This is a genomic window from Acinetobacter legionensis, from assembly GCF_048551735.1.
Taxonomy (GTDB): domain Bacteria; phylum Pseudomonadota; class Gammaproteobacteria; order Pseudomonadales; family Moraxellaceae; genus Acinetobacter.
Genome location: NZ_JBIMBV010000012.1, coordinates 122351 through 142305 on the forward strand (window position 1 = coordinate 122351; position 19955 = coordinate 142305).

The window sequence follows — 19955 nt, forward strand, 5'->3', positions numbered from 1 at the left end:
TTTTCGCAGTGCGAAACAAATATGTGAATTGGTATAACCATGAATGATGCCGTAGATGCAGAACAAACAGAAAAATTATTAGCGCCTTTGAGGCATGAGTTATTGCATCCGATTGAAGATATGCAAGATGAAAATGATCGTCAATTTATTACAGCTTTAGGACGCGGTTTAGAACTCTTACGTTGCTTTACCCCAAAACATCAGCATTTGGGTAATCAAGAGTTATCACAAATGACGGGTTTGCCTAAACCGACCATTACCCGTTTAACGCACACATTGTCACGTTTGGGCTATATCAAGCAGGTCCCAAATTCAAGCAAATTTCAACTTTCAGTTGGGGTTTTGGCGTTTGGTTACTCCATGCTTTCTAATGTGTCTATCCGTAATATTGCACATCCCTATATGAAAAACTTAGCGGATTATGCAGGTGCTGCTGTGGCAATGGCAACGCGTGATCGTCTAAATATGATTTATTTGGATGTGGTACAAGGCAAGGGCAATATGACCATGCGTCGTCAAGTCGGTACTTATTTGCCGATTCATTTAAGTTCAATGGGACGTGCATGTCTGGCTGCAATGCCTGAAGATGAAAGAGAGTTTTTACTTGATGCAATCCGTAGCAAACATAAAGACGATTGGATCAAGATTAACCGTGATTTAGATAAAGCATTTAAAGATTATCAAGATTTTGGTTATTGTTTTTCAATTGGTGAATGGCATAAAGATGTCAATTCAGTTGCAGTCCCCTTGATTCATGAACAACATGGTCTACTGGTATTTAACTGCGGCGGACCAAGCTTTATTATGAACCGCGAAAAACTTGAAGAGGATATTGCACCGCGTCTTCTCCACATGGTGAATAATATCCGCACTGAAATTAGCTAATTTTATTGCTTTAAAACTGAAAGGCCAGCAACGATCTACATTGTTGGCCTTTTTAATAAGATGCATGTTAATAAGATGCATGTTAAATAGTTTGCTTACGGAAAATGGGTGTTTTTTTTCATCAAGGCACTCGGTGCTTGTTTAAATTCGTCACCTTGCAAACAAAGTGAGAATACAGTGGACTCATGATCGATCGGATTTAATAAATCATTGATAAGCATAGGATGCTAAGAAATGAGCCTCTAAATATAAAATAGTGAGTGGAAAGAATATGAAAACCAAAATTACAGAATTATTTGAAATTGAACATCCGATTATTCAAGGCGGTATGCATTATGTCGGTTTTGCCGAGCTGGCTGCTGCAGTTTCAAATGCGGGTGGGTTAGGCATTATTACCGGTTTAACCCAGCGAACACCTGAAAATCTAGCAAAAGAAATTGCCCGATGTCGAGAAATGACCGATAAGCCTTTTGGTGTCAATCTAACTTTCTTACCCACAGTCAATACACCTGATTATCCGGGTTTTGTCGAGGCAATTATTAAGGGTGGGGTAAAAGTTGTAGAAACAGCAGGTCGTAATCCTGAACAGGTCATGCCTTATTTAAAGGCCGCTGGAATTAAAGTGATTCATAAATGTACTTCGGTTCGGCATAGTCTAAAAGCTCAAAAAATTGGATGTGATGCTGTTTCTGTCGATGGTTTTGAGTGTGGTGGGCACCCCGGTGAAGATGATGTACCGAATATGATTTTATTGCCTTTAGCTGCCGATACCTTAGAAATTCCATTTGTTGCATCAGGTGGTATGGCTGATGGACGCTCACTTGCTGCCGCTTTAGCCATGGGGGCGGATGGTATTAATATGGGAACACGTTTTATTGCAACTCAAGAAGCGCCAGTACATGCAAATGTGAAACAGGCGATCCTGAATGCTACAGAAAGAGATACTCGTTTAATTATGCGCGCTTTGCGTAATACTGAGCGCGTTATGAATAATGCAGCTGTAGAAAAAATTATAGCCAAAGAAAAAGCACTGGGTGACCAGATTAAATTTGAAGATATCATTGAAGAAGTTGCAGGTGTTTATCCTAAAGTGATGATCGATGGTGATGTCAATGCTGGGGCGTGGTCATGTGGTTTGGTTGCCAGTCTGATCCATGACATTCCGACATGTGATGAACTGGTCAACCGTATTGTAAAAGATGCAGAAGACATTATTCGTGGACGTTTATTCGGGCTTTTATAAACATCTATTTGAGTTCAGCTTTATCTCGATGATGAAAGACTGCTTTTAAAGATCAGCACAATACTATGGATTGTGCTGATCTTTAGCATCTGCAAGACAATAATATAGACACAGCAGGGCAAAAAATAAGCCCAAGATACATACACCTGTCCAGCCAAAATGTTTCCATGCATAGCTTCCACTCGTGGTCCCTAAAGCACCGCCAGCGAAATAACCTGTCATATAGATGGCATTGAAACGTGAACGCAATTGTTGGTTAAGCTTAAAGACAATACTCTGATTGGTGACATGAACAGCCGAGAGCGAAGCATAAAGAATAAGTAAGGCAATGATATAAAAGATAAAATGATAAGAGAGCAACAAAAAAAATAGCCAACTTAAAATCAGACCGGTACCACAACATATCGAAATTTTATGAATATAGCCTTGATCAATAAATTTACCTGAAAAATTGGCAACGAATGTCCCTAAAACACCGACAAACCCAAATAAGCCAATCGTAAAATCACTGAAAAAATAAGGCGCAGGAGCTAAGAGTAAAGACATGGTGGTAAAGGTTAAACTTACACAGGCAAAGGTTAATCCACCAATATAGGTTCTGATTCTTAGGCGACGATTTTGAATAAAGATTTGCGGCAGTGAGTGAATTGTTTTGAGATAATTTTCAGATTTGGTGGGAGGAAATAAGCCAATATTACGGTACAAAATAATCGCAATGAGCAATAATAAAAAACCGCTGAGCAGATAAATAAAATTCCAAGCAAAAAACGTCGACATCATCCCTGATAATGAGCGTGCCAATAAGACACCCATCATTAACCCACTCAGTAAAAAACCAACAACACGACCACTATGTTGAATTGGAACCAGACTGGCAGCCAGTGGTAACAACAGTTGGGCTGAACTAGAAAATAACCCTGTAATGATGGTACCGAACATTAACAGATAAATATTGTGGGAAAAACCACTAATAATTAGCCCAATTGAGGCAAGCAGCATAAATATAAATAACAATTTACGCTTTTCGAGAATATCCCCTAAAGGCATTAAAAACAGCAGTCCTGCTGCATAGGTGATTTGCGCTAAAGTAGGCACCCATGCTGTGGTGGTATCTGCTAAATTTAAACTTAGACTAATGGAATGAATCAGTGGTTGGCTAAAATAATTCCCACCAGTACAGATGCCTGCTGCAACTGCCATTAAAATAATGGTTGGGGTATAGAGAGTGTTTTTCATCATGCCTATGGTTTGTCATTATGAAATCGGAACTTTTAATCCACACAACCATGTATCTGCTGATTTTAAGCATCTGATTTTAAACATGGTTGTTAAGGCGTTTCACTCAAAGCATCTTGAATGTTGTGCACCATATGGATTAAACGGGGTCCAATTTCACCTTCAAGTTTTTCAGGGTTTAAATGAAAACTTGGTGCACCGCAGTTAAACACATAAAGACCATGTTTGGAGCTGACTAAAGGTACAGCAACAGAGTTTACTTCTTTATGCCATTCACCTAAAGAAAGGCAATATCCGTAATCTTGATAATCTCGGAAAGCTCGTTCTAAAGAACGTTTAATTGCAGGCCAGTTTTCAGCATTTTTTTGTTTAAGCGCATCCAGTAAAAAGTTACGCTCACGTTCAGGTGTAGCCGCCAAGCAAGCTCGACCCATGGAACTGCTGTGAATGGGTAGGGTTGAGCCGATGGGACGGCGCATATTTAAAGCCGTTTCGATCTGAACCACGTCGATATAGACCATGTTTAAACGGTCACGGGTTGCCATTGCAACAGGTGCTTGTACATATTGGCTCATTTCTTCCATATAGCGATGTGCAATATTACGGATAGAAATATTGGACAAGGCTGCATAGCCTAAAGATAAAACACCGATATCCAAGGTATATTTGGTGGAATTAGGTAGTTGTTTTAAATAGCCTAATGACACTAAGGTATTGGTTATCCGCGCAATGGTTGGTTTTGGTAAACCCGTCATTTTTGCCAGTTCTTGGTTACCCAAGACTTGATTATTGGCAGAAAAACAACGTAATAGCTCTAAACCACGTGCTAAAGAAGCGATAAATTGGGGGTTATTTTCCCGATGAATATGTGAAATAGGATCAAGACGTATCTCATCAAAATTTATAGGTTGTTCAGTTTCTGAATTCTGAGACATTCAATACTCAAATATAATAAAGCAACAGTTTGGCTATTATATTTCGCTCTGCAAAATAAATCCATTCATCACTGCGCTGTTGTGATGAATGGATACTCGGTTAGTGATTAAACAGTCAATGTTATGACACGTTTTCAATCACCATGGCTAAGCCTTGTCCTACGCCAATACATAAGCTAACGACAGCATATTTCTTATTGCGGCGGATCAGCTCACGCGAAACTGTCAGTGCAAGACGTGCACCAGAAGCCCCAAGTGGGTGGCCAATGGCAATTGCACCACCATTTGGGTTGACACGCGGATCATTAAAATCGACATCTAAACCTTTTAAGCAAGATAATACTTGTGAAGCAAAAGCTTCATTGATTTCAATGATATCCATATCATCTAAAGTTAGCCCTGCACGTGCAACGGCTTTTTTGATTGCTTCGATTGGACCAGCACCCATAATACGAGGTTCAATACCTGCTGCTGCTGCTGACAAGATTTTTGCCATTGGCTTTAAGCCATATTTTTGGCCCGCTGCTTCGGAACCGATGAGTAGTGCGGCAGCACCATCATTAATACCCGATGCATTTCCAGCAGTGACGACACCACCTTCAAATAATGGTTTTAATTTGGTTAAGGCTTCAACCGTTGAGCTTGGGCGAGGATGTTCATCTTCAGAAACCAGTTTTGGTGGTAACTTTTTGCCTTGAAAGACTTCAATTGGGGTAATTTCACCAGTAAAAAAGCCGTCTTGTTTGGCTGTTTGATACTTTGCTTGGGATTGAGCTGCAAATAAATCTGCCTGTTCACGGCTAATGCCAAACTCAACCGCGACATTGTCACCAGTTTCAGGCATTGAGTGACCACCGTATTGTGCAATTAGTTTTTTGTTTGGAAAGCGTGAACCAATTGTGGTGTCATAAATTTTAGTATCACGGCTATAGGCAGTTTCAGCTTTACCCATCACAAATGGGGCACGTGACATGCTTTCTACACCACCCGCAATATATAAATCGCCTTCGCCACAAGTGATGGCACGTGCAGAATCAATCACAGCACCCAAACCACTTGCACATAAACGGTTTACAGTTTGGCCGGGAACAGTTACAGGTAAGCCCGCGATTAACAGGGCATTTCTGGCAACGTTACGGCTGTCTTCACCGCCTTGGTTGGTATCACCCAAAATAACATCTTCAATATCAGCGGCTGGAACCCCAGTTTTTTCAAGGAGCTTTTGCAAAACTGCTGCAGCTAAATCATCTGGACGTACTGAAGCAAGCTCACCTGCATGACGACCAATCGGGCTACGTAAACCATCATAAATATAGGCATTTAACATTGAGAAGTTCCTTTTCAAAATCCAGAATTAAAAGTAAGCGGTAAATTTAATGCGACACGACGTTGTAACCATGGGCTAGGGCGATAACGTGGGTCATAGGTCAGTGTTGAGATACGATTGAGAATGAGTAAGATTTTTTGGCTACCGATATGATCACCCCATTCAATAGGGCCAAATGGATAGCCTAAACCTAAACGGACTGCGGCATTGATATCATCGACACTGGCAATATTTTGTTGTGCAATATCACAACCTAAATTAATCACCATGGCTAAAACACGTTGTGCCACGAAGCCAATACTTTCAGCGATCATGCTGACCATAGCACCATCTAAATTAAACATAGAGTGGGCTGCTTGACGATATTCAGTGCTTGTCGCCAGTGACGGCATTAACGTTCTATGTTTGCTTATGCCATATAGCATATCTATGCCAACAGCTTGTTGTGGATTGACTTTTAAACGTGTCGCTGCTTGGGTGGTATCTTCACCGTAGCAAGCGAGTAAACATAAACTCTCAGGTAATGGTTCTAAACCTGTATCTAAGACAATATTTTGCTGGATTAAATAATCTTCCAGTTGTTGTTTATCTTCAGCAAAATCAGCTGCAATCCAAACTTTTGGATAGTCTGTTAAACGCTCAACAAACTGTGCGGGTTTTTCACCTGTTTTTGTGCCTGTTTCATAGTGGTAAAAGCCTTGATTAACTTTACGCCCAAGTTGTTTGGCTTCAAGCATTTGTTTGGTCAATGGATTGGGCTTGTAACGGGCTTCTTCATAGTATTGATGATAAATCGACTCCATTACAGGATGTGATACATCCAGTCCTGTTAAATCCATGAGTTCGAATGGTCCCATTCTAAAACCAACACCATCTCTTAAAATGCGGTCAATTTCACTGATGTCACAGACGTTTTCATTTAAGATTTTTAACGCTTCGGTGCCATAGGCGCGCCCCGCATGATTAATAATAAATCCTGGGGTATCTTTGGCAACAACAGGTCGATGACCAAATGCACGTGATAGCTCATTTAATGCATCTACAATACGTGGATCCGTTTTTAATCCTTGGATCACTTCCACAACTTTCATCAGTGGTACCGGATTAAAAAAATGGAAACCGACTACACGTTGTGGTTTTTTACAGTTTGCTGCAATGGCTGTGATTGAAAGCGATGAAGTATTTGAGGCTAAAATAGTGGTGTCTGAAACGATCTCTCCGAGTTGTTGCATCAACGCTTGTTTGATATCTAAACGCTCAATAATCGCTTCCACAATCAAGTCGCAGGCTTTTAAATCTTCAAGTTGCGCTGCAACGATCAAATGTTTGTTGGCATTTTCCGCCTGTTCAGCGCTGATTTTATTTTTATCGACCAGCTTTTGAAAAGTTGCTGCCAGCTTTTCTTTGGCCTGTAGCGCAGCACCTTCTTTGGTGTCATATAAATAGGTGGTATGACCTGATTGTGCGGCAATTTGAGCAATACCGCTGCCCATAATACCAACACCAATTACAGCCATGCTTTGAATATCATAAGTCATGTCGATCATCCTGATAACTGATCCAGATTAAACGAAAAATTAGAGACGGAAAAAATAGAAACGAAATAAACCAGTACAGTCTGGTGGGTTAACTCAGACATTGTTTATCACCATCAATCGGTAAAATTTGTCCAGAAATAGAGCAACCGCTTTCCGAGGCTAAAAATATACACAAATCGGCAATATGCTTTGGATTGACAAAAAATTTGAGCGATTGATTTTTAAGTGCATTTTGCGTAATGGCATCCAAAGAAGTTTGAGCGACATCTGCACGTGCTTGTAACACCCGTTGAACACGTTCCCCATCCACTGCACCTGGAAGTATGGCATTGACTCGAATATTGTCTGCACCAAGTTCCATCGACAATGTTTTGGTAAAACCAATTAATCCCCATTTAGAGGTCGCGTAAGCCAAACGATATGGATAGCCCAAACGTCCAGCGATCGATGACATATTGATAATGACGCCTGCTTCCGACTGTTTTAAAAAGGGGATGGCGAGTTGGGTGATAGCAAAGGTACTATTTAAATTAAGGTTTAATACCGCACTCCAATCGGCGAAACTCAATTCTTCTGCTGCAATGGTTGGGCCAGAAATCCCTGTATTATTGACCAGAACATCAATATGCCCCAGTTTACTGATGGCATCACTAAACATAGATTTGATTTCATCATGGTTAGCTAAATCACATGCATAAATATGTAGTGCAGGATAGGCCTTTTGGAATTGCGCTAAGCTTTCTGCATTGATATCACAAACGAAAACTTCATCGTGATGCGCTAAGAATGCTTCTGCAATACATCGTCCAATTCCTGAACCGCCTGCACTAATCAATACTTTTCTAGCCATTTCTATTCCATTGTTGTTATCGATTAAACTTATTTGCCTTGATATGATGGTTTTCGTTTTTCAATAAACGCTTGAATGCCTTCATTTTTATCTTCTGTTGAAAACAACAATTGAAATGATTTACGCTCCAATGCCAAACCTGCATTTAATGGAACATCTTCGCTCATTAATGCAACTTCTTTGATTTGTTGTAGGGCAATTGGTGGCATTTTTGCCAGATTTTGCGCCATTTGAATAGCGGTTGAGATGGTCTGGTCATCTTCAGTAACTTGGGAAACCAGTCCAATGCTATATGCTTCTTCTGCTTTGACCATTACACCCGTCATGATCATACGCATCGCGTGAAATTTACCCACTGCACGGAAAAGACGTTGGGTTCCACCTGCGCCAGGCATTAAACCGACTTTAATTTCAGGTTGACCAAAAGTTGCCCCTTTACCCGCAATAATAATGTCGCTATGCATGGCAAGTTCACAACCGCCACCCAGTGCATAACCATTTACAGCAGCTATCACGGGTTTAGGACATTGCGCAATTGCATTCCAATAACGTTCTGTATGACGTAGCAACATTTCTGTGGAGGTTGCGCTTGCCATTTCTTTTAAGTCTGCACCTGCCGCAAAAACTTCCTCACCACCTGTGAGCACAATGGCATGGATTTGGTCATTAAAACTTAATTCAGTGAACACTTGAGCCAGTTGCTTACGGACTTGTGTATTTAAGGCATTTTTAGCCTCTGGACGATTAATCTTTACGATCGCTACTTTCTGAACAGAATAGTCAACTTCAATGAAACTGTTCCCTGTTATTTCACTCATTTTTTGATTCCTTGTTTCGCAGATCAAAACTATATTTCTTTAATAATGCGTGTTTTGAAATTTATTTCAAGTATTTTTTATTCCTCGTGACACTTTATCTTTAATATATTTTTCTAAGTGATTGATATTTAATATTGGTAGATTATTAAATTTCGTTTAACGAAATTAATTTTCAAAAAAGCTTGAAATTTGTGTTTTTAATCTCGTACTATGAAACACATTCGCAGTAAACAAGATTTAAAACAGGGTATCCATTACCCAGCTGGAATAGCTGATGGATGCAATGAAGCTACAAAAGAAGGGAGATCATAGATGATCCGTGATGAAGGAATGTTGCAACAGTTGCTCACAACAATTCGTGACTTTGTAAAAAATGAATTGATTCCACGTGAACATGAGGTTGCCGAGCAGGACAAAATTCCTGAGGATATCGTGCAACAAATGCGTGAGTTAGGTTTATTTGGGTTAACCATTCCAGAAGAATATGGCGGATTGGGAATCACCATGGAAGAGGAGGTGAATGTTGCATTTGAACTTGGACAAACTTCACCGGCATTCCGTTCACTGATTGGTACCAATAATGGTATTGGTTCAAGTGCGATTTTGATTGATGGAACACAAGAACAAAAACAAAAATATCTTCCTCGTTATGCCAGCGGTGAAATTATTGGTTCATTTTGCTTAACCGAACCTGAGGCAGGTTCAGATGCTGCATCTTTAAAAACCAGTGCAGTCAAGGATGGTGATTTTTACGTTTTAAATGGAACCAAACGCTTTATTACCAATGCACCACATGCTGCTACTTTTACCGTGATGGCACGGACCAATCCTGATATTAAAGGTGCCAGTGGTATTTCTGCATTTTTAGTTGAAGCCAATACGCCTGGGATTAGTTTGGGAAAAATCGATCAAAAGATGGGACAAAAAGGTTCTCATACTTGTGATGTGATTTTTGAAAACTGCCGCATTCCAGCATCAGCATTGATTGGTGGGATTGAAGGTATTGGTTTTAAAACCGCAATGAAGGTTTTAGATAAAGGTCGTTTACATATTGGTGCATATAGTGTCGGTGTGGCTGAACGGATGTTAAATGACGCACTTCACTATGCCATTGAGCGTAAACAATTTGGTCAGCCAATTGCTAATTTTCAATTGATCCAAGCCATGCTGGCAGACTCAAAAGCTGAGATTTACGCGGCAAAATGTATGGTGCTCGATGCTGCACGTCGCCGTGATAATGGCGAAAACATTAGTACAGAAGCATCTTGTTCAAAAATGTTTGCCACTGAAATGTGTGGTCGGGTTGCAGATCGTTGCGTACAAATCCACGGTGGTGCTGGTTATATCAGTGAATATGCCATTGAACGTTTTTATCGTGATGTGCGTTTGTTCCGTTTATATGAAGGAACCACACAAGTTCAACAACTGATTATCGCAAAAAACATGATTAGGGATGCTACAGCCTAATAACAATTAGATGCCATGAGGCAGGGGATGCCTCATATTCCTTCTGAGGATATGGACATGACAACGGAAACAGTTACACAAAATAATAGCGGAAATAGTGGTGCTGGAGAGGTGATTCAGACACCCAAAAAGATTTGGATTACGGCCTTTATCTTTGCATTTTTTACTTTGCTCTGTGATGGCGCAGATTTGGGTTTTTTAGCATTAAGTTTGACCAGTTTAAAGGCTGAGTTTCACTTGAGCGGTGTACAAGCAGGAACATTAGGTAGTTTGACACTGTTAGGTTCCGCCGTGGGAGGTTTGGTCGGTGGATGGGCTTGTGATCGCTTTGGCCGAGTACGCGTGATTGTATTCTTTATTGCTTTTTCTTCTGTTCTGACCTGTGCATTGGGTTTTACTCATTCATATATGCAATTTGCGATTTTAAGAACATTCGGTGCAATGGGCTTAGGCGCACTTTATATTGCCTGTAATATTTTAATGTCTGAAATGGTGCCGACCAAACATCGTTCTACAGTGTTGGCAACACTGATGACGGGTTATACCTTGGGGTCTTTACTTGCGACTTTATTGGCAGGTCATATTATTCCTGAACATGGCTGGCGTTTCCTATATTGGCTTGCAATTACCCCGATTATTTTATCAGTACTCATGCATTTTATCGTACCTGAGCCTGAGTCATGGAAAAAAGCACGTCAGTTAAAAGTCGTTGCAACACCACACAATGCACAGCCTGTTAAACGTCAGAACCCGTATTGGGAAATTTTGAAAGATAAGAAACACGGCACCATGTTTGTGCTGTGGATTTTAAGTACCGGTGCTTTGCAATTTGGTTATTACGGTGTGAGTAACTGGCTGCCAGCCTATTTGGAATCTGATCTAGGAATCAAGTTTAAAGAAATGGCGATGTATATGGTCGGCACTTTCTTAATCATGATGTTTGCCAAAATTATTGCTGGGATTATTGCGGATAAATTAGGTCGCCGTGCTGTATTTGCATTCGGCACAATTGGTACAGCTTTATTTATTCCCGTGATTGTTTACCTTAACACGCCTGCCAATATTTTATGGCTCATGCTGTTCTTTGGTTTTCTATACGGCATACCATATGCAATCAATGCCACGTATATGACTGAAAGTTTTCCAACCTCAATTCGAGGCTCGGCGGTCGGCGGTGCGTATAACATCGGTAAAGTACTTTCAATTTTCTCTCCATTAACCATCGGTTATTTATCACAACATGGTTCGATTGGTTTAGGACTGTTGGTGATGGCTGGGGCGTACTTTATATGCGGTGTAATTCCATTGTTATTTATTAAAGACCGACTATTTAACCCGCAAAAGGCAGAGTGACAATTTGACCTGTCACGTCAATTTAAGGATGAAAAGGGACAAGCGAAATGATAAATAAAATCACCAGTGACATTGAACCGATTTTAAAGGCAATTCCTGATGGCGCAACCATCATGACCAGTGGTTTTGGTGTGACAGGTCAGCCTGCGGAACTGATTGAAGCCTTAATCGATTTAGGTAAAAAAGAGCTGACCATTGTCAATAACAATGCTGCCTCTGGTGATCGTGGTTTGACCAAGCTGATCATTGCAGGTTGTGTCAGAAAAATGATCAGTTCCTTTCCAAAGTCAGCGGGTTCGACTGTATTTCAAGACTTATATCGAGCAGGAAAGATTGAATTAGAACTGGTTCCACAGGGCAACTTAGCCTGTCGTATTCAAGCGGCGGGTGCTGGTCTAGGTGCAATATTTACACCGACAGGCTATGGCACAAAAGTCGCAGAAGGCAAAGAAACCAGAACCATTAACGGTCGAAACTACGTGCTTGAGTATCCGCTTGAAGCTGACTTTGCTTTGATTTATGCAGATCAAGCTGATCGTTGGGGGAATTTGACTTATCGTAAGGCAGCACGGAACTTTGGCCCGATTATGGCAAAAGCGGCGAAAACAACCATTGTTCAAGTGAATCATACGGTAGATCTAGGAAGCCTTGATCCTGAGTGCATTATCACCCCAGGGATTTTTGTACAACATGTTGTCAAAGTAGGAGATATCTAATGTCAATTCAAAAACGTTCTCGTGAAGATATCGCTCAGTTGATTGCTCAGGATATTCCCGAAGGAGCTTATGTCAATTTAGGTATCGGTTTACCCACCAATGTTGCGAAGTATTTACCTCCAGATAAAGAAATCTTTCTACACTCAGAAAATGGGGTTTTGGCCTTTGGCCCGCCACCCAAAGCAGGTGAAGAAGATGAGGACTTGGTCAATGCTGGGAAAGAGTTAGTGACTTTGCTGGATGGTGGTTGCTTTATGCATCATGGAGATTCCTTTGACATTATGCGTGGTGGGCATCTGGATATCTGTGTGATTGGTGCTTTTCAGGTCGCAGTGAATGGCGATTTAGCCAATTGGCATACTGGCAAAGCAGATGATGTTCCTGCTGTAGGGGGGGCAATGGATTTAGCGGTGGGAGCCAAGTCAATTTATGTCTATATGGAGCATGTCACCAAAAAGGGCGAAGCTAAAATTGTCGATGTACTGAGTTATCCCCTTACAGGGGAACAGTGTGTAGATCGTATTTATACCGATTTATGCATTATTGAATTAAAAGATCACAAAGCCTATGTCACTGAAATGGTTTCGGGACTGAGTTTTGATGAATTACAGGCAGTAACGGACTGCCCATTGATAGATGTACGAGACGCTTAGTTTATAAGCGTAGGGAAAAAAGCTTCTTTAAGGATTAAAAGATGAAAAAATTAATTTTAGCTACAGCTTGCGCTGTGGCTTCAGGGACTATTTTTGCAAATTCACCAGTGACAGCAGAGCAACGGATTAATTTGTTAGAGACAGAGCTGCAAAAACTCAAAGCAGAACTCGAATCTCAAAAGCTGTCACAAAATAATTTGCAGGTCAAACAAGCAAAAATTGAAGAAAATGTAGAAAAAAATAAAGCACTTGAAACAGCGAAACCAATTGCACCTTCGTGGGTGACATGGACAGACAATGTTAAAGTCTATGGAATAGCTCGACTTGATGCTGCAGTTGATTTTAAGTCCTCACCAGATTCGGGAGGAAGAACCACCAATAGCTTAAATCGGACTCCATTTGAAAATGACAAACGTTCCGATCATGCCCGTTCAGATGCCATGATCAATGCCAGTCGAATCGGAGTGTATTTCAACAGTCCAGATAAGGCTGTAACAGGAAATATTGAAGCCGATTTCTTTGACAGTGCCAATATGGGTACGGGCGATGGTAAATTCCGTATTCGTCATGCTTTCTTTACTTATAAAGATTGGACTTTCGGTCAAACCTGGTCATTGATGTCCAATATGGAAACACGAACAGAGTCTGTCGATTATACTCAGTTTATGGGAACCTCTTATACCCGTACACCTCAAGTGCGCTATGACTGGAAAATAAATAGCAAGAGTGATTTAAAAGTTGCCTTGGAATACACTGGATCACGGGTTTCAGCATTCCCGACATTGACAGGTCGATATACCGTAAAAGCAGGTGCCTTAACGGCTTTGGCTCAAGGTTTTGTCAATGAAAAATCAGTGGATGTTGCGAAAGATACGGTTAAAAAGGTCAGTTGGGGAGCAGGTGCTGGTTTAAAATACCAACTGAGCCCAGCACAATCTGTACAGGCGAATTATCAATATATCGTGGGTGATCAAAAATTCATGCCATATACCACACAAACTGGCTTGGCAAATGCAACCAGTTTGAATGCGGCAGGTGATTTTTCTTTAAATGCACAAAAAACAGATTTGTTGATGAACAAACTTAATAGCTTAAATATTGGCTATTCATATAAATTTAATCCGCAATGGCGTGCAAATTTATCTGCATCGATTTTTGATTTTGATGATGATTCAGCTTATGCAAAACTCAATCCTGATGCAAATAAGCGTTTAACGGATTATGCTGCCAACCTGTTTTATTCACCTGCTGAGCAAATTGATATTGGTATGGAATATCATCAAGGTAAGCGTGAAGTGTTTGATGGAAGAACAGCAGATGTCTCTCGGATTAACTTTGTGTCGATGTACAAATTCTAAAATAAGGTGAGCTTCGCAATGGAAAAAATAGTTCAACCTGACACAACGCATATCTTGTCAAAAAGCTTTATTTTCATCATGGCAATGGCATGTGGGATTTGTGCAGGTTCGAACTATTATAACCAGCCTTTGATTTATTCTATTGCAGAAGCCTTACAGGTCAATGCAGAGCAAGTCGCTTTAACAATTGTGATCGGCCAACTCTCTTATGCAGTTGGTCTATTTATCTTGGTGCCGCTTGGTGATTTTTTTGAAAAGCGTAGCTATATTTGTTTGTTGATGTGCTGTACGGGTTTTGCCCAGATCGGACTTTCTTTAAGTCAAACTTTACCCGTATTGTATGGTTTTACCTTTTTAGCGACCTTCTTTTCGATTACAACACAAGTCTTGGTGCCATTTGCTGCTGGTTTGGCGAGCCCTCAAAAAAGCCCGCAAATTGTCGGAACACTGATGAGTGGCTTGTTTTTAGGCATTCTTTTGGCTAGATCAATCGCAGGCTTACTTTCAACCGTTTGGTCATGGCATGCGGTGTATTTACTCAGTGGTATTGTGATTTTAGCTTTTGCAGTAGTGATGTGGCTCAAATTACCCGTTGCTCGAAAATCTCATCAATTAACAGTAATGCAAATTTATCGTTCATTGTTTACATTGGCCGTTGATCAGCCACATTTAATCCGCCGCGGTTTGGCAGGTGGGATCGGCTTTGGTATATTGGCGCTGATCTTTACCACCATGACGTTTATTCTTGCCAATGCACCTTATCATTTTAATGATTTCCAAATTGGTTTATTTGGCATAGTTGGTTTGGCTGGTGTGTTTGCAACCCCGTGGGCTGGGAAACAAATTGCCAAAGGATTGGAAAATAAAGTTGCACTGATTTGTATGTGGTTTTTGGTACTTGCATGGATTCCACTATTTTTTGCTCAGCAGTCTTTGCTGGCTTATGCAGGAGGTGTGATTTTGGCTTATTTTGGTTTATCGGCCTTTCATGTACTTAACCAAAATCTGGTCTATCGAATTTCAACACAAGCACGTTCTCGGATTAATTCTATTTATATGACACTGTATTTTGGTGGTGCTGCGCTGGGTTCTTTGGTTGCGGTCTACACATGGAAACACTGGGGATGGAGTGTCTGTGTGGCTGTGGGTTTAGCCATGGCAATTCTAAGTTTTATAATTGACCGAATAGATTTTTATGTAATGAAGAAAACAGTGATAAAAGATTGATCCCACGCTGCACCTTGTGTTGTAAACAAAGCAGTGCTCAATTTTAGCTTACAACACAAGCTATTTATGAAATATCAACAGACCCTAAGCCCTTGGCGGGCTTAGACTTTTTATTACTTTCGTATGATCATCAGTGTTGCTGTCGCAAAAGCATAAATTTTGCCATTATCATCCACAATTTTACCTTCTGTGGTGACGATATTACGTCCAGCATTAATCAGTTCAGCTTGTGCGTAGTAGGTGGTATCGATTTGCATTGGGCGAATCATTTTCACATTGAGATCAATCGTGCCATAACCAACGCCATGTTCCAGCAAGGTATGCGCTGCACTTCCCGTTGCAGTATCTAAAGCAGTCGCACAAAAACCACCATGGATTGTTCCTTGTATATTTCGATGCGCTTGATTTGGTGTAACCTTGTACGTCGCTTTGCCTTTAGAAACTTCGATTAACTGCATAGGAATGGTTTGCGCCATAGGTGATGCTGAAATTTCACCATTTTTTAAAGCCGTTAAGAACTCAAGACCTGTGTATTGAGGGTTATCCATAAATCATCCTTGGAGTGTTAAGCGATCTAATTACCATACTATAAAAATTAATTTTACGAAATAATATTTTGCTATACAAAATTATTTTTTTAATCAAATATTATGCTTGGATTTTGGTTTAATTGAATATTTTTTGTTAAAATACAGCTTTGTGTGTCGTTTTGTCATGTTTTTGGCGGTATTTTTGAATAAAATTAGTTGATTAAAATGAAAATAAATTTTGCAATAAGAAATTTATTTGATATTTTTAAACAATCGTAAAATAAAATTGTCATCTAAGGGAAATCATCTCTATCTGCATCATCGGCAGAAGAATTGAAAGGGAAACACTATGCCTTTATACAAAGCACCACTGCGTGATATGCAATTTGTACTGCATGAAATGTTGCAAACAGAAGAAAACTACCAAAAACTACCAAAATATCAGGAAACGGTTAGTCGTGAATTGATCAATCAATATTTAGATGCCGCAGCAGACTTTTGTGAAAATGAGCTTGCACCCATCAATCAAAATGGTGACCAGGAAGGTTGTCACTTAAATCAAGGTGTCGTCACAACCCCAGCGGGATTTAAGCAGGCATATCATAAATATACGGAATTGGGTTTTACCTCACTCACAGCAGATCCTGAATATGGCGGTCAAGGTTTACCCACATTATTGCGTATTGCAATCTCAGAAATGCTGTGTGGTTCTAACTGGGCTTGGGCGATGTATCCTGGCTTATCGCATGGTGCAATGCGTACCATTGAACATCATGGTACAGCAGAACAGAAGCAACAATTTTTAAGTAAACTGATTAGTGGCGTTTGGACAGGGACAATGTGTCTAACTGAGTCACATGCGGGTTCAGATTTAGGTTTGATCCGCACCAAGGCCGAACCAAACCCTGATGGAAGTTATGCAATTACTGGCGAGAAAATCTTCATTTCTGCTGGGGAACATGATCTGTCAGAAAATATTATTCATATTGTTTTAGCCCGATTACCACAAGCACCAACGGGGACTAAAGGAATTTCACTGTTTATCGTGCCTAAATTTAACCTCGATGATGCAGGTGATTGCCAAGATCGTAATAATGTTATCTGTAGTGCGATCGAACATAAGATGGGAATTCATGGTAATGCAACTTGTGTTTTAAATTTTGATGGGGCCAAGGGCTATTTAATTGGACCTGAAAACCGTGGGCTAAATTGTATGTTTACCTTTATGAATACAGCACGCATTGGAACAGCTGTACAAGGGTTGGCGGCTTCGGAGATTTCATTTCAAGGTGCGCTGAGTTATGCCAAAGAACGGTTGGCGATGCGTGCTTTATCAGGCGCAAAATACCCAGATAAAAATGCTGATCCGATTATTGTGCATCCAGCTGTGCGTTCGATGTTAATGACGCAAAAAGCCTTTTCTGAAGGTGGTCGAGCACTGGCATATTTTCTGGCTCAGCATGTTGATATTGTTGAAACGTCCAATGATCCTGAACAACAGAAAATCTCAGATGAATTGTTGGCATTTTTAACCCCGATTGCCAAAGCTTTTTTAACTGAATCAGGCAATGAAGCGGCAAAACACGGCGTACAAATTTTTGGTGGGCATGGATTTATTGTTGAACATGGCATGGAGCAAATTGTTCGTGATGCCCGTATCTCAACCTTGTATGAGGGAACCACAGAGATTCAGTCTTTAGATTTGCTGGCACGTAAGGTGCTCAAGTCGGATGGCAAACTATTAAAAAATATGACTGATTTAATTGAGCAGTTTATTGCAGCCAACCAATCAAATACCGTATTGGCAGCTTATCTGGAAAAACTGGCGGAACTCAAGCAACAGTGGCTGTCAATTACAGACAGTGTTGCCAAAAAAGCACAGCAAAACCCAGAAGAAATTGGCGCTGTTTCAGTTGATTATCTGTATTTCTCTAGCTATGTCGTGTTTGCTTATCTTTGGGCACGTATGGCGCAAGTAGCAGATGAAAAGTTAAGTCAAGCAACACCGGACGAAAAATTTTATCAGGCTAAATTAACCACAGCAAAATTTTTCTTTCAAAAATTATTACACCGTACCCAAAGCCATGCGGCTTCTATCGCATCGGGTGCTGAAGCGGTAATGGAATTAGAACAAGATGACTTTTCTTTTTAAGCAGGGTCAGGATGTTTTTTTATTTAAATGAGTAAAAATAAATGGATTTTCAACATATTTTGATTCGTCAGGAAAATCGGGTGGGCTATTTAACCTTAAACCGTCCCGAGGTGCTCAATAGTTTTAATGAGCAAATGCATCGTGAAATTGCTGCAATTTTAGACCTGTGGGCGGTTTCTACTGAGATTAAAGCCATTGTAATCTCTGGTTCAGGTAAGGGCTTCTGTGCAGGTCAGGATTTAAGAACGAGAAATAAAGAGGTGATAAGTGCAGCTGATTATGATGCAGGTGCTGCCTTAGAAAAATTTTATAATCCGTTAGTCATTAAAATTTCCAATATGACTAAACCTGTTGTGGCTGCGATCAATGGCGTAGCGGCTGGTGCAGGGGCGAACTTGGCTTTGGCTTGCGATATTGTTGTGGCCAAGCAATCTGCTACGTTTATACAATCTTTTTGCAAAGTCGGTTTAATCCCAGATGCAGGTGGGACGTGGAATTTGCCACATCTGGTGGGGCTTGCCCGAGCCAAAGGTTTGACCATGTTCGGGGATAAGTTATCTGCCCAGAAAGCCTTGAGTTGGGGGCTTATTTGGGAGGTCTATGAAGATGATGCTTTTGACCAAAGCGTGATTGAATTGGCGGAACGTTTGGCAGAGCAACCAAGCAGTTCGATTTCGCTAATTAAAAAGGCCTTAAATACTGCCTCGCAAAATACTTTGGCTGAACAGTTACAGTTGGAACGAGAGTTACAGCGTATTGCTGGACAATCAGACAATTATAAAGAGGGTGTTGCGGCCTTTATCGAAAAAAGGAAAGCTAATTTTAATTGATCAAATCTATGCCTAATCATGTTTAACCAGTAAAAATTAACAAAAAAAGCACTCTTTTTGGAGAGTGCTTTAAAATAAGTAATCACTAGTTTTGATCGTTATTTACATGCTGGTTTTTAACCTTAGCAAGCTAAATAGAGCTTTTATTTTTTATATATGAAGTAAGTCGCGAGAAGAGAAGGAATACCAAAATTAAGTAAAAATATTAAGAATTCTTCTTTAACCGCATATCCTGCTTGTATGCCCATATACATATTCCAGCTCATTGCTACAAACCAAATCAAGATGAACAGAATAAAAAATAATGTCTGGTTAAAGCGACCACGTAATATTCGACTTATAAAAAGAATTGCAAGGAGTAGCATTATACCGATGAGAATCGTATAGAAAGTTCGCATGTTGGGTCACCATATGAATTAGCGATTGTTTATATTTTTCATTCGTTGTACTGAAATTGCTTTACCACATTTGTTTTAACTTTATTTTATTGTTGAGCATAATACTTCCCTTATTTGGGCGACTTAATGATTAAAGTAGCGAATAAGACAACGATAACTGTTTTTAGTAGAAGAATAATGATATGAAACTAGGCATGTCTATTCGAATTTTCGAACAATCTAAAAGCTAATGGGCAATTTGATGTATGGTCAAGCTGTCAAAACTCAGACACAAAAATATAATTGTTTGATTATAAAATATTGCAATGCCACACCTTATATTCAAAGTTTAAATCCCTTTGCGTAGGCGATGCCTCACTTTTCAGAGATGAAAAGATACCGTCTTAACTGTCAAGCAAATTATTTAAGGATTCATGCCTTATAATTTGCCTGATAAGGT

Annotated in this window: 17 protein-coding genes and 1 pseudogene; 10 read left to right on the plus strand and 8 right to left on the minus strand. The window is 40.1% G+C overall.

What is annotated here, in order from left to right; all coding sequences use genetic code 11:
* The first annotated feature begins 39 nt into the window (after nt 1–39).
* A complete protein-coding gene (locus ACG9ZL_RS12600) occupies nt 40–885 on the plus strand; it encodes an IclR family transcriptional regulator (RefSeq protein WP_004721467.1) in 846 nt (281 codons plus the stop codon).
* A gap of 95 nt (nt 886–980) precedes the next feature.
* On the opposite strand, the pseudogene ACG9ZL_RS12605 reads toward ACG9ZL_RS12600, so the two are convergent.
* Nucleotides 981–1106 (minus strand): annotated as a pseudogene (locus ACG9ZL_RS12605) (enoyl-CoA hydratase); the annotation flags it as partial.
* A gap of 50 nt (nt 1107–1156) precedes the next feature.
* On the opposite strand from ACG9ZL_RS12605, the gene ACG9ZL_RS12610 reads away from it, so the two are divergent.
* On the plus strand, nt 1157–2128 hold the full coding sequence (locus ACG9ZL_RS12610) for an NAD(P)H-dependent flavin oxidoreductase (protein ID WP_419360255.1): 972 nt from the start codon (nt 1157–1159) through the stop codon (nt 2126–2128).
* A 63-nt stretch (nt 2129–2191) separates the two neighbouring features.
* Here the strand turns inward: ACG9ZL_RS12610 and ACG9ZL_RS12615 are convergent, their stop codons facing one another.
* The 6 genes from ACG9ZL_RS12615 to ACG9ZL_RS12640 form a co-directional block, all read right to left on the minus strand.
* A complete protein-coding gene (locus ACG9ZL_RS12615) occupies nt 2192–3367 on the minus strand; it encodes an MFS transporter (protein WP_419360257.1) in 1176 nt (391 codons plus the stop codon).
* Between the two features lie 89 nt (nt 3368–3456).
* Entirely contained in the window at nt 3457–4299 is an 843-nt protein-coding gene (locus ACG9ZL_RS12620; RefSeq protein ID WP_004721464.1) for an IclR family transcriptional regulator, read from the minus strand.
* A gap of 121 nt (nt 4300–4420) precedes the next feature.
* On the minus strand, nt 4421–5626 hold the full coding sequence (locus ACG9ZL_RS12625) for a 3-oxoadipyl-CoA thiolase (protein ID WP_419360258.1): 1206 nt from the start codon (nt 5624–5626) through the stop codon (nt 4421–4423).
* A 14-nt stretch (nt 5627–5640) separates the two neighbouring features.
* On the minus strand, nt 5641–7164 hold the full coding sequence (locus tag ACG9ZL_RS12630; protein WP_419360260.1) for a 3-hydroxyacyl-CoA dehydrogenase: 1524 nt from the start codon (nt 7162–7164) through the stop codon (nt 5641–5643).
* 88 nt (nt 7165–7252) lie between these two features.
* The gene (locus tag ACG9ZL_RS12635; protein ID WP_419360261.1) at nt 7253–8014 is read right to left on the minus strand and encodes an SDR family oxidoreductase; all 762 of its coding nucleotides are present in this window, start codon (nt 8012–8014) and stop codon (nt 7253–7255) included.
* A 29-nt stretch (nt 8015–8043) separates the two neighbouring features.
* Nucleotides 8044–8832, minus strand: a complete 789-nt coding sequence (locus tag ACG9ZL_RS12640) for an enoyl-CoA hydratase (RefSeq protein ID WP_419360263.1) — start codon at nt 8830–8832, stop codon at nt 8044–8046.
* A gap of 312 nt (nt 8833–9144) precedes the next feature.
* Here ACG9ZL_RS12640 and ACG9ZL_RS12645 point away from each other — a divergent pair, with 312 nt between their 5' ends.
* The 6 genes from ACG9ZL_RS12645 to ACG9ZL_RS12670 are packed head-to-tail and all read left to right on the plus strand — an operon-like array spanning nt 9145 to nt 15606.
* A complete protein-coding gene (locus tag ACG9ZL_RS12645) occupies nt 9145–10299 on the plus strand; it encodes an acyl-CoA dehydrogenase family protein (protein ID WP_419360265.1) in 1155 nt (384 codons plus the stop codon).
* Between the two features lie 57 nt (nt 10300–10356).
* Entirely contained in the window at nt 10357–11652 is a 1296-nt protein-coding gene (locus ACG9ZL_RS12650) for an MFS transporter (RefSeq protein ID WP_419329228.1), read from the plus strand.
* Nucleotides 11653–11699: 47 nt separating this feature from the next.
* On the plus strand, nt 11700–12368 hold the full coding sequence (locus ACG9ZL_RS12655; RefSeq protein WP_004721455.1) for a 3-oxoacid CoA-transferase subunit A: 669 nt from the start codon (nt 11700–11702) through the stop codon (nt 12366–12368).
* Nucleotides 12368–13021 carry a 3-oxoacid CoA-transferase subunit B gene (locus ACG9ZL_RS12660; RefSeq protein ID WP_336954794.1) on the plus strand — a complete coding sequence of 218 codons (654 nt, stop codon included), beginning with the start codon at nt 12368–12370 and terminating at the stop codon, nt 13019–13021. The genes ACG9ZL_RS12655 and ACG9ZL_RS12660 overlap by 1 nt, the downstream gene beginning before the upstream one ends.
* A gap of 41 nt (nt 13022–13062) precedes the next feature.
* Nucleotides 13063–14379, plus strand: a complete 1317-nt coding sequence (dcaP, locus tag ACG9ZL_RS12665) for an outer membrane trimeric porin-like protein DcaP (protein ID WP_419360267.1) — start codon at nt 13063–13065, stop codon at nt 14377–14379.
* 18 nt (nt 14380–14397) lie between these two features.
* A complete protein-coding gene (locus ACG9ZL_RS12670; RefSeq protein WP_419360269.1) occupies nt 14398–15606 on the plus strand; it encodes an MFS transporter in 1209 nt (402 codons plus the stop codon).
* Between the two features lie 113 nt (nt 15607–15719).
* On the opposite strand, the gene ACG9ZL_RS12675 is transcribed toward ACG9ZL_RS12670, so the two are convergent.
* Nucleotides 15720–16154, minus strand: coding sequence for a PaaI family thioesterase (locus tag ACG9ZL_RS12675; protein WP_419360271.1), 435 nt, complete (start codon nt 16152–16154; stop codon nt 15720–15722).
* Nucleotides 16155–16485: 331 nt separating this feature from the next.
* Between ACG9ZL_RS12675 and ACG9ZL_RS12680 the strand changes: the two genes are divergently transcribed.
* Nucleotides 16486–18288, plus strand: a complete 1803-nt coding sequence (locus ACG9ZL_RS12680) for an acyl-CoA dehydrogenase C-terminal domain-containing protein (RefSeq protein WP_419360273.1) — start codon at nt 16486–16488, stop codon at nt 18286–18288.
* Nucleotides 18289–18329: 41 nt separating this feature from the next.
* Nucleotides 18330–19118, plus strand: a complete 789-nt coding sequence (gene paaG / locus ACG9ZL_RS12685) for a 2-(1,2-epoxy-1,2-dihydrophenyl)acetyl-CoA isomerase PaaG (RefSeq protein ID WP_419360274.1) — start codon at nt 18330–18332, stop codon at nt 19116–19118.
* The last annotated feature ends 837 nt before the right edge of the window (nt 19119–19955 follow it).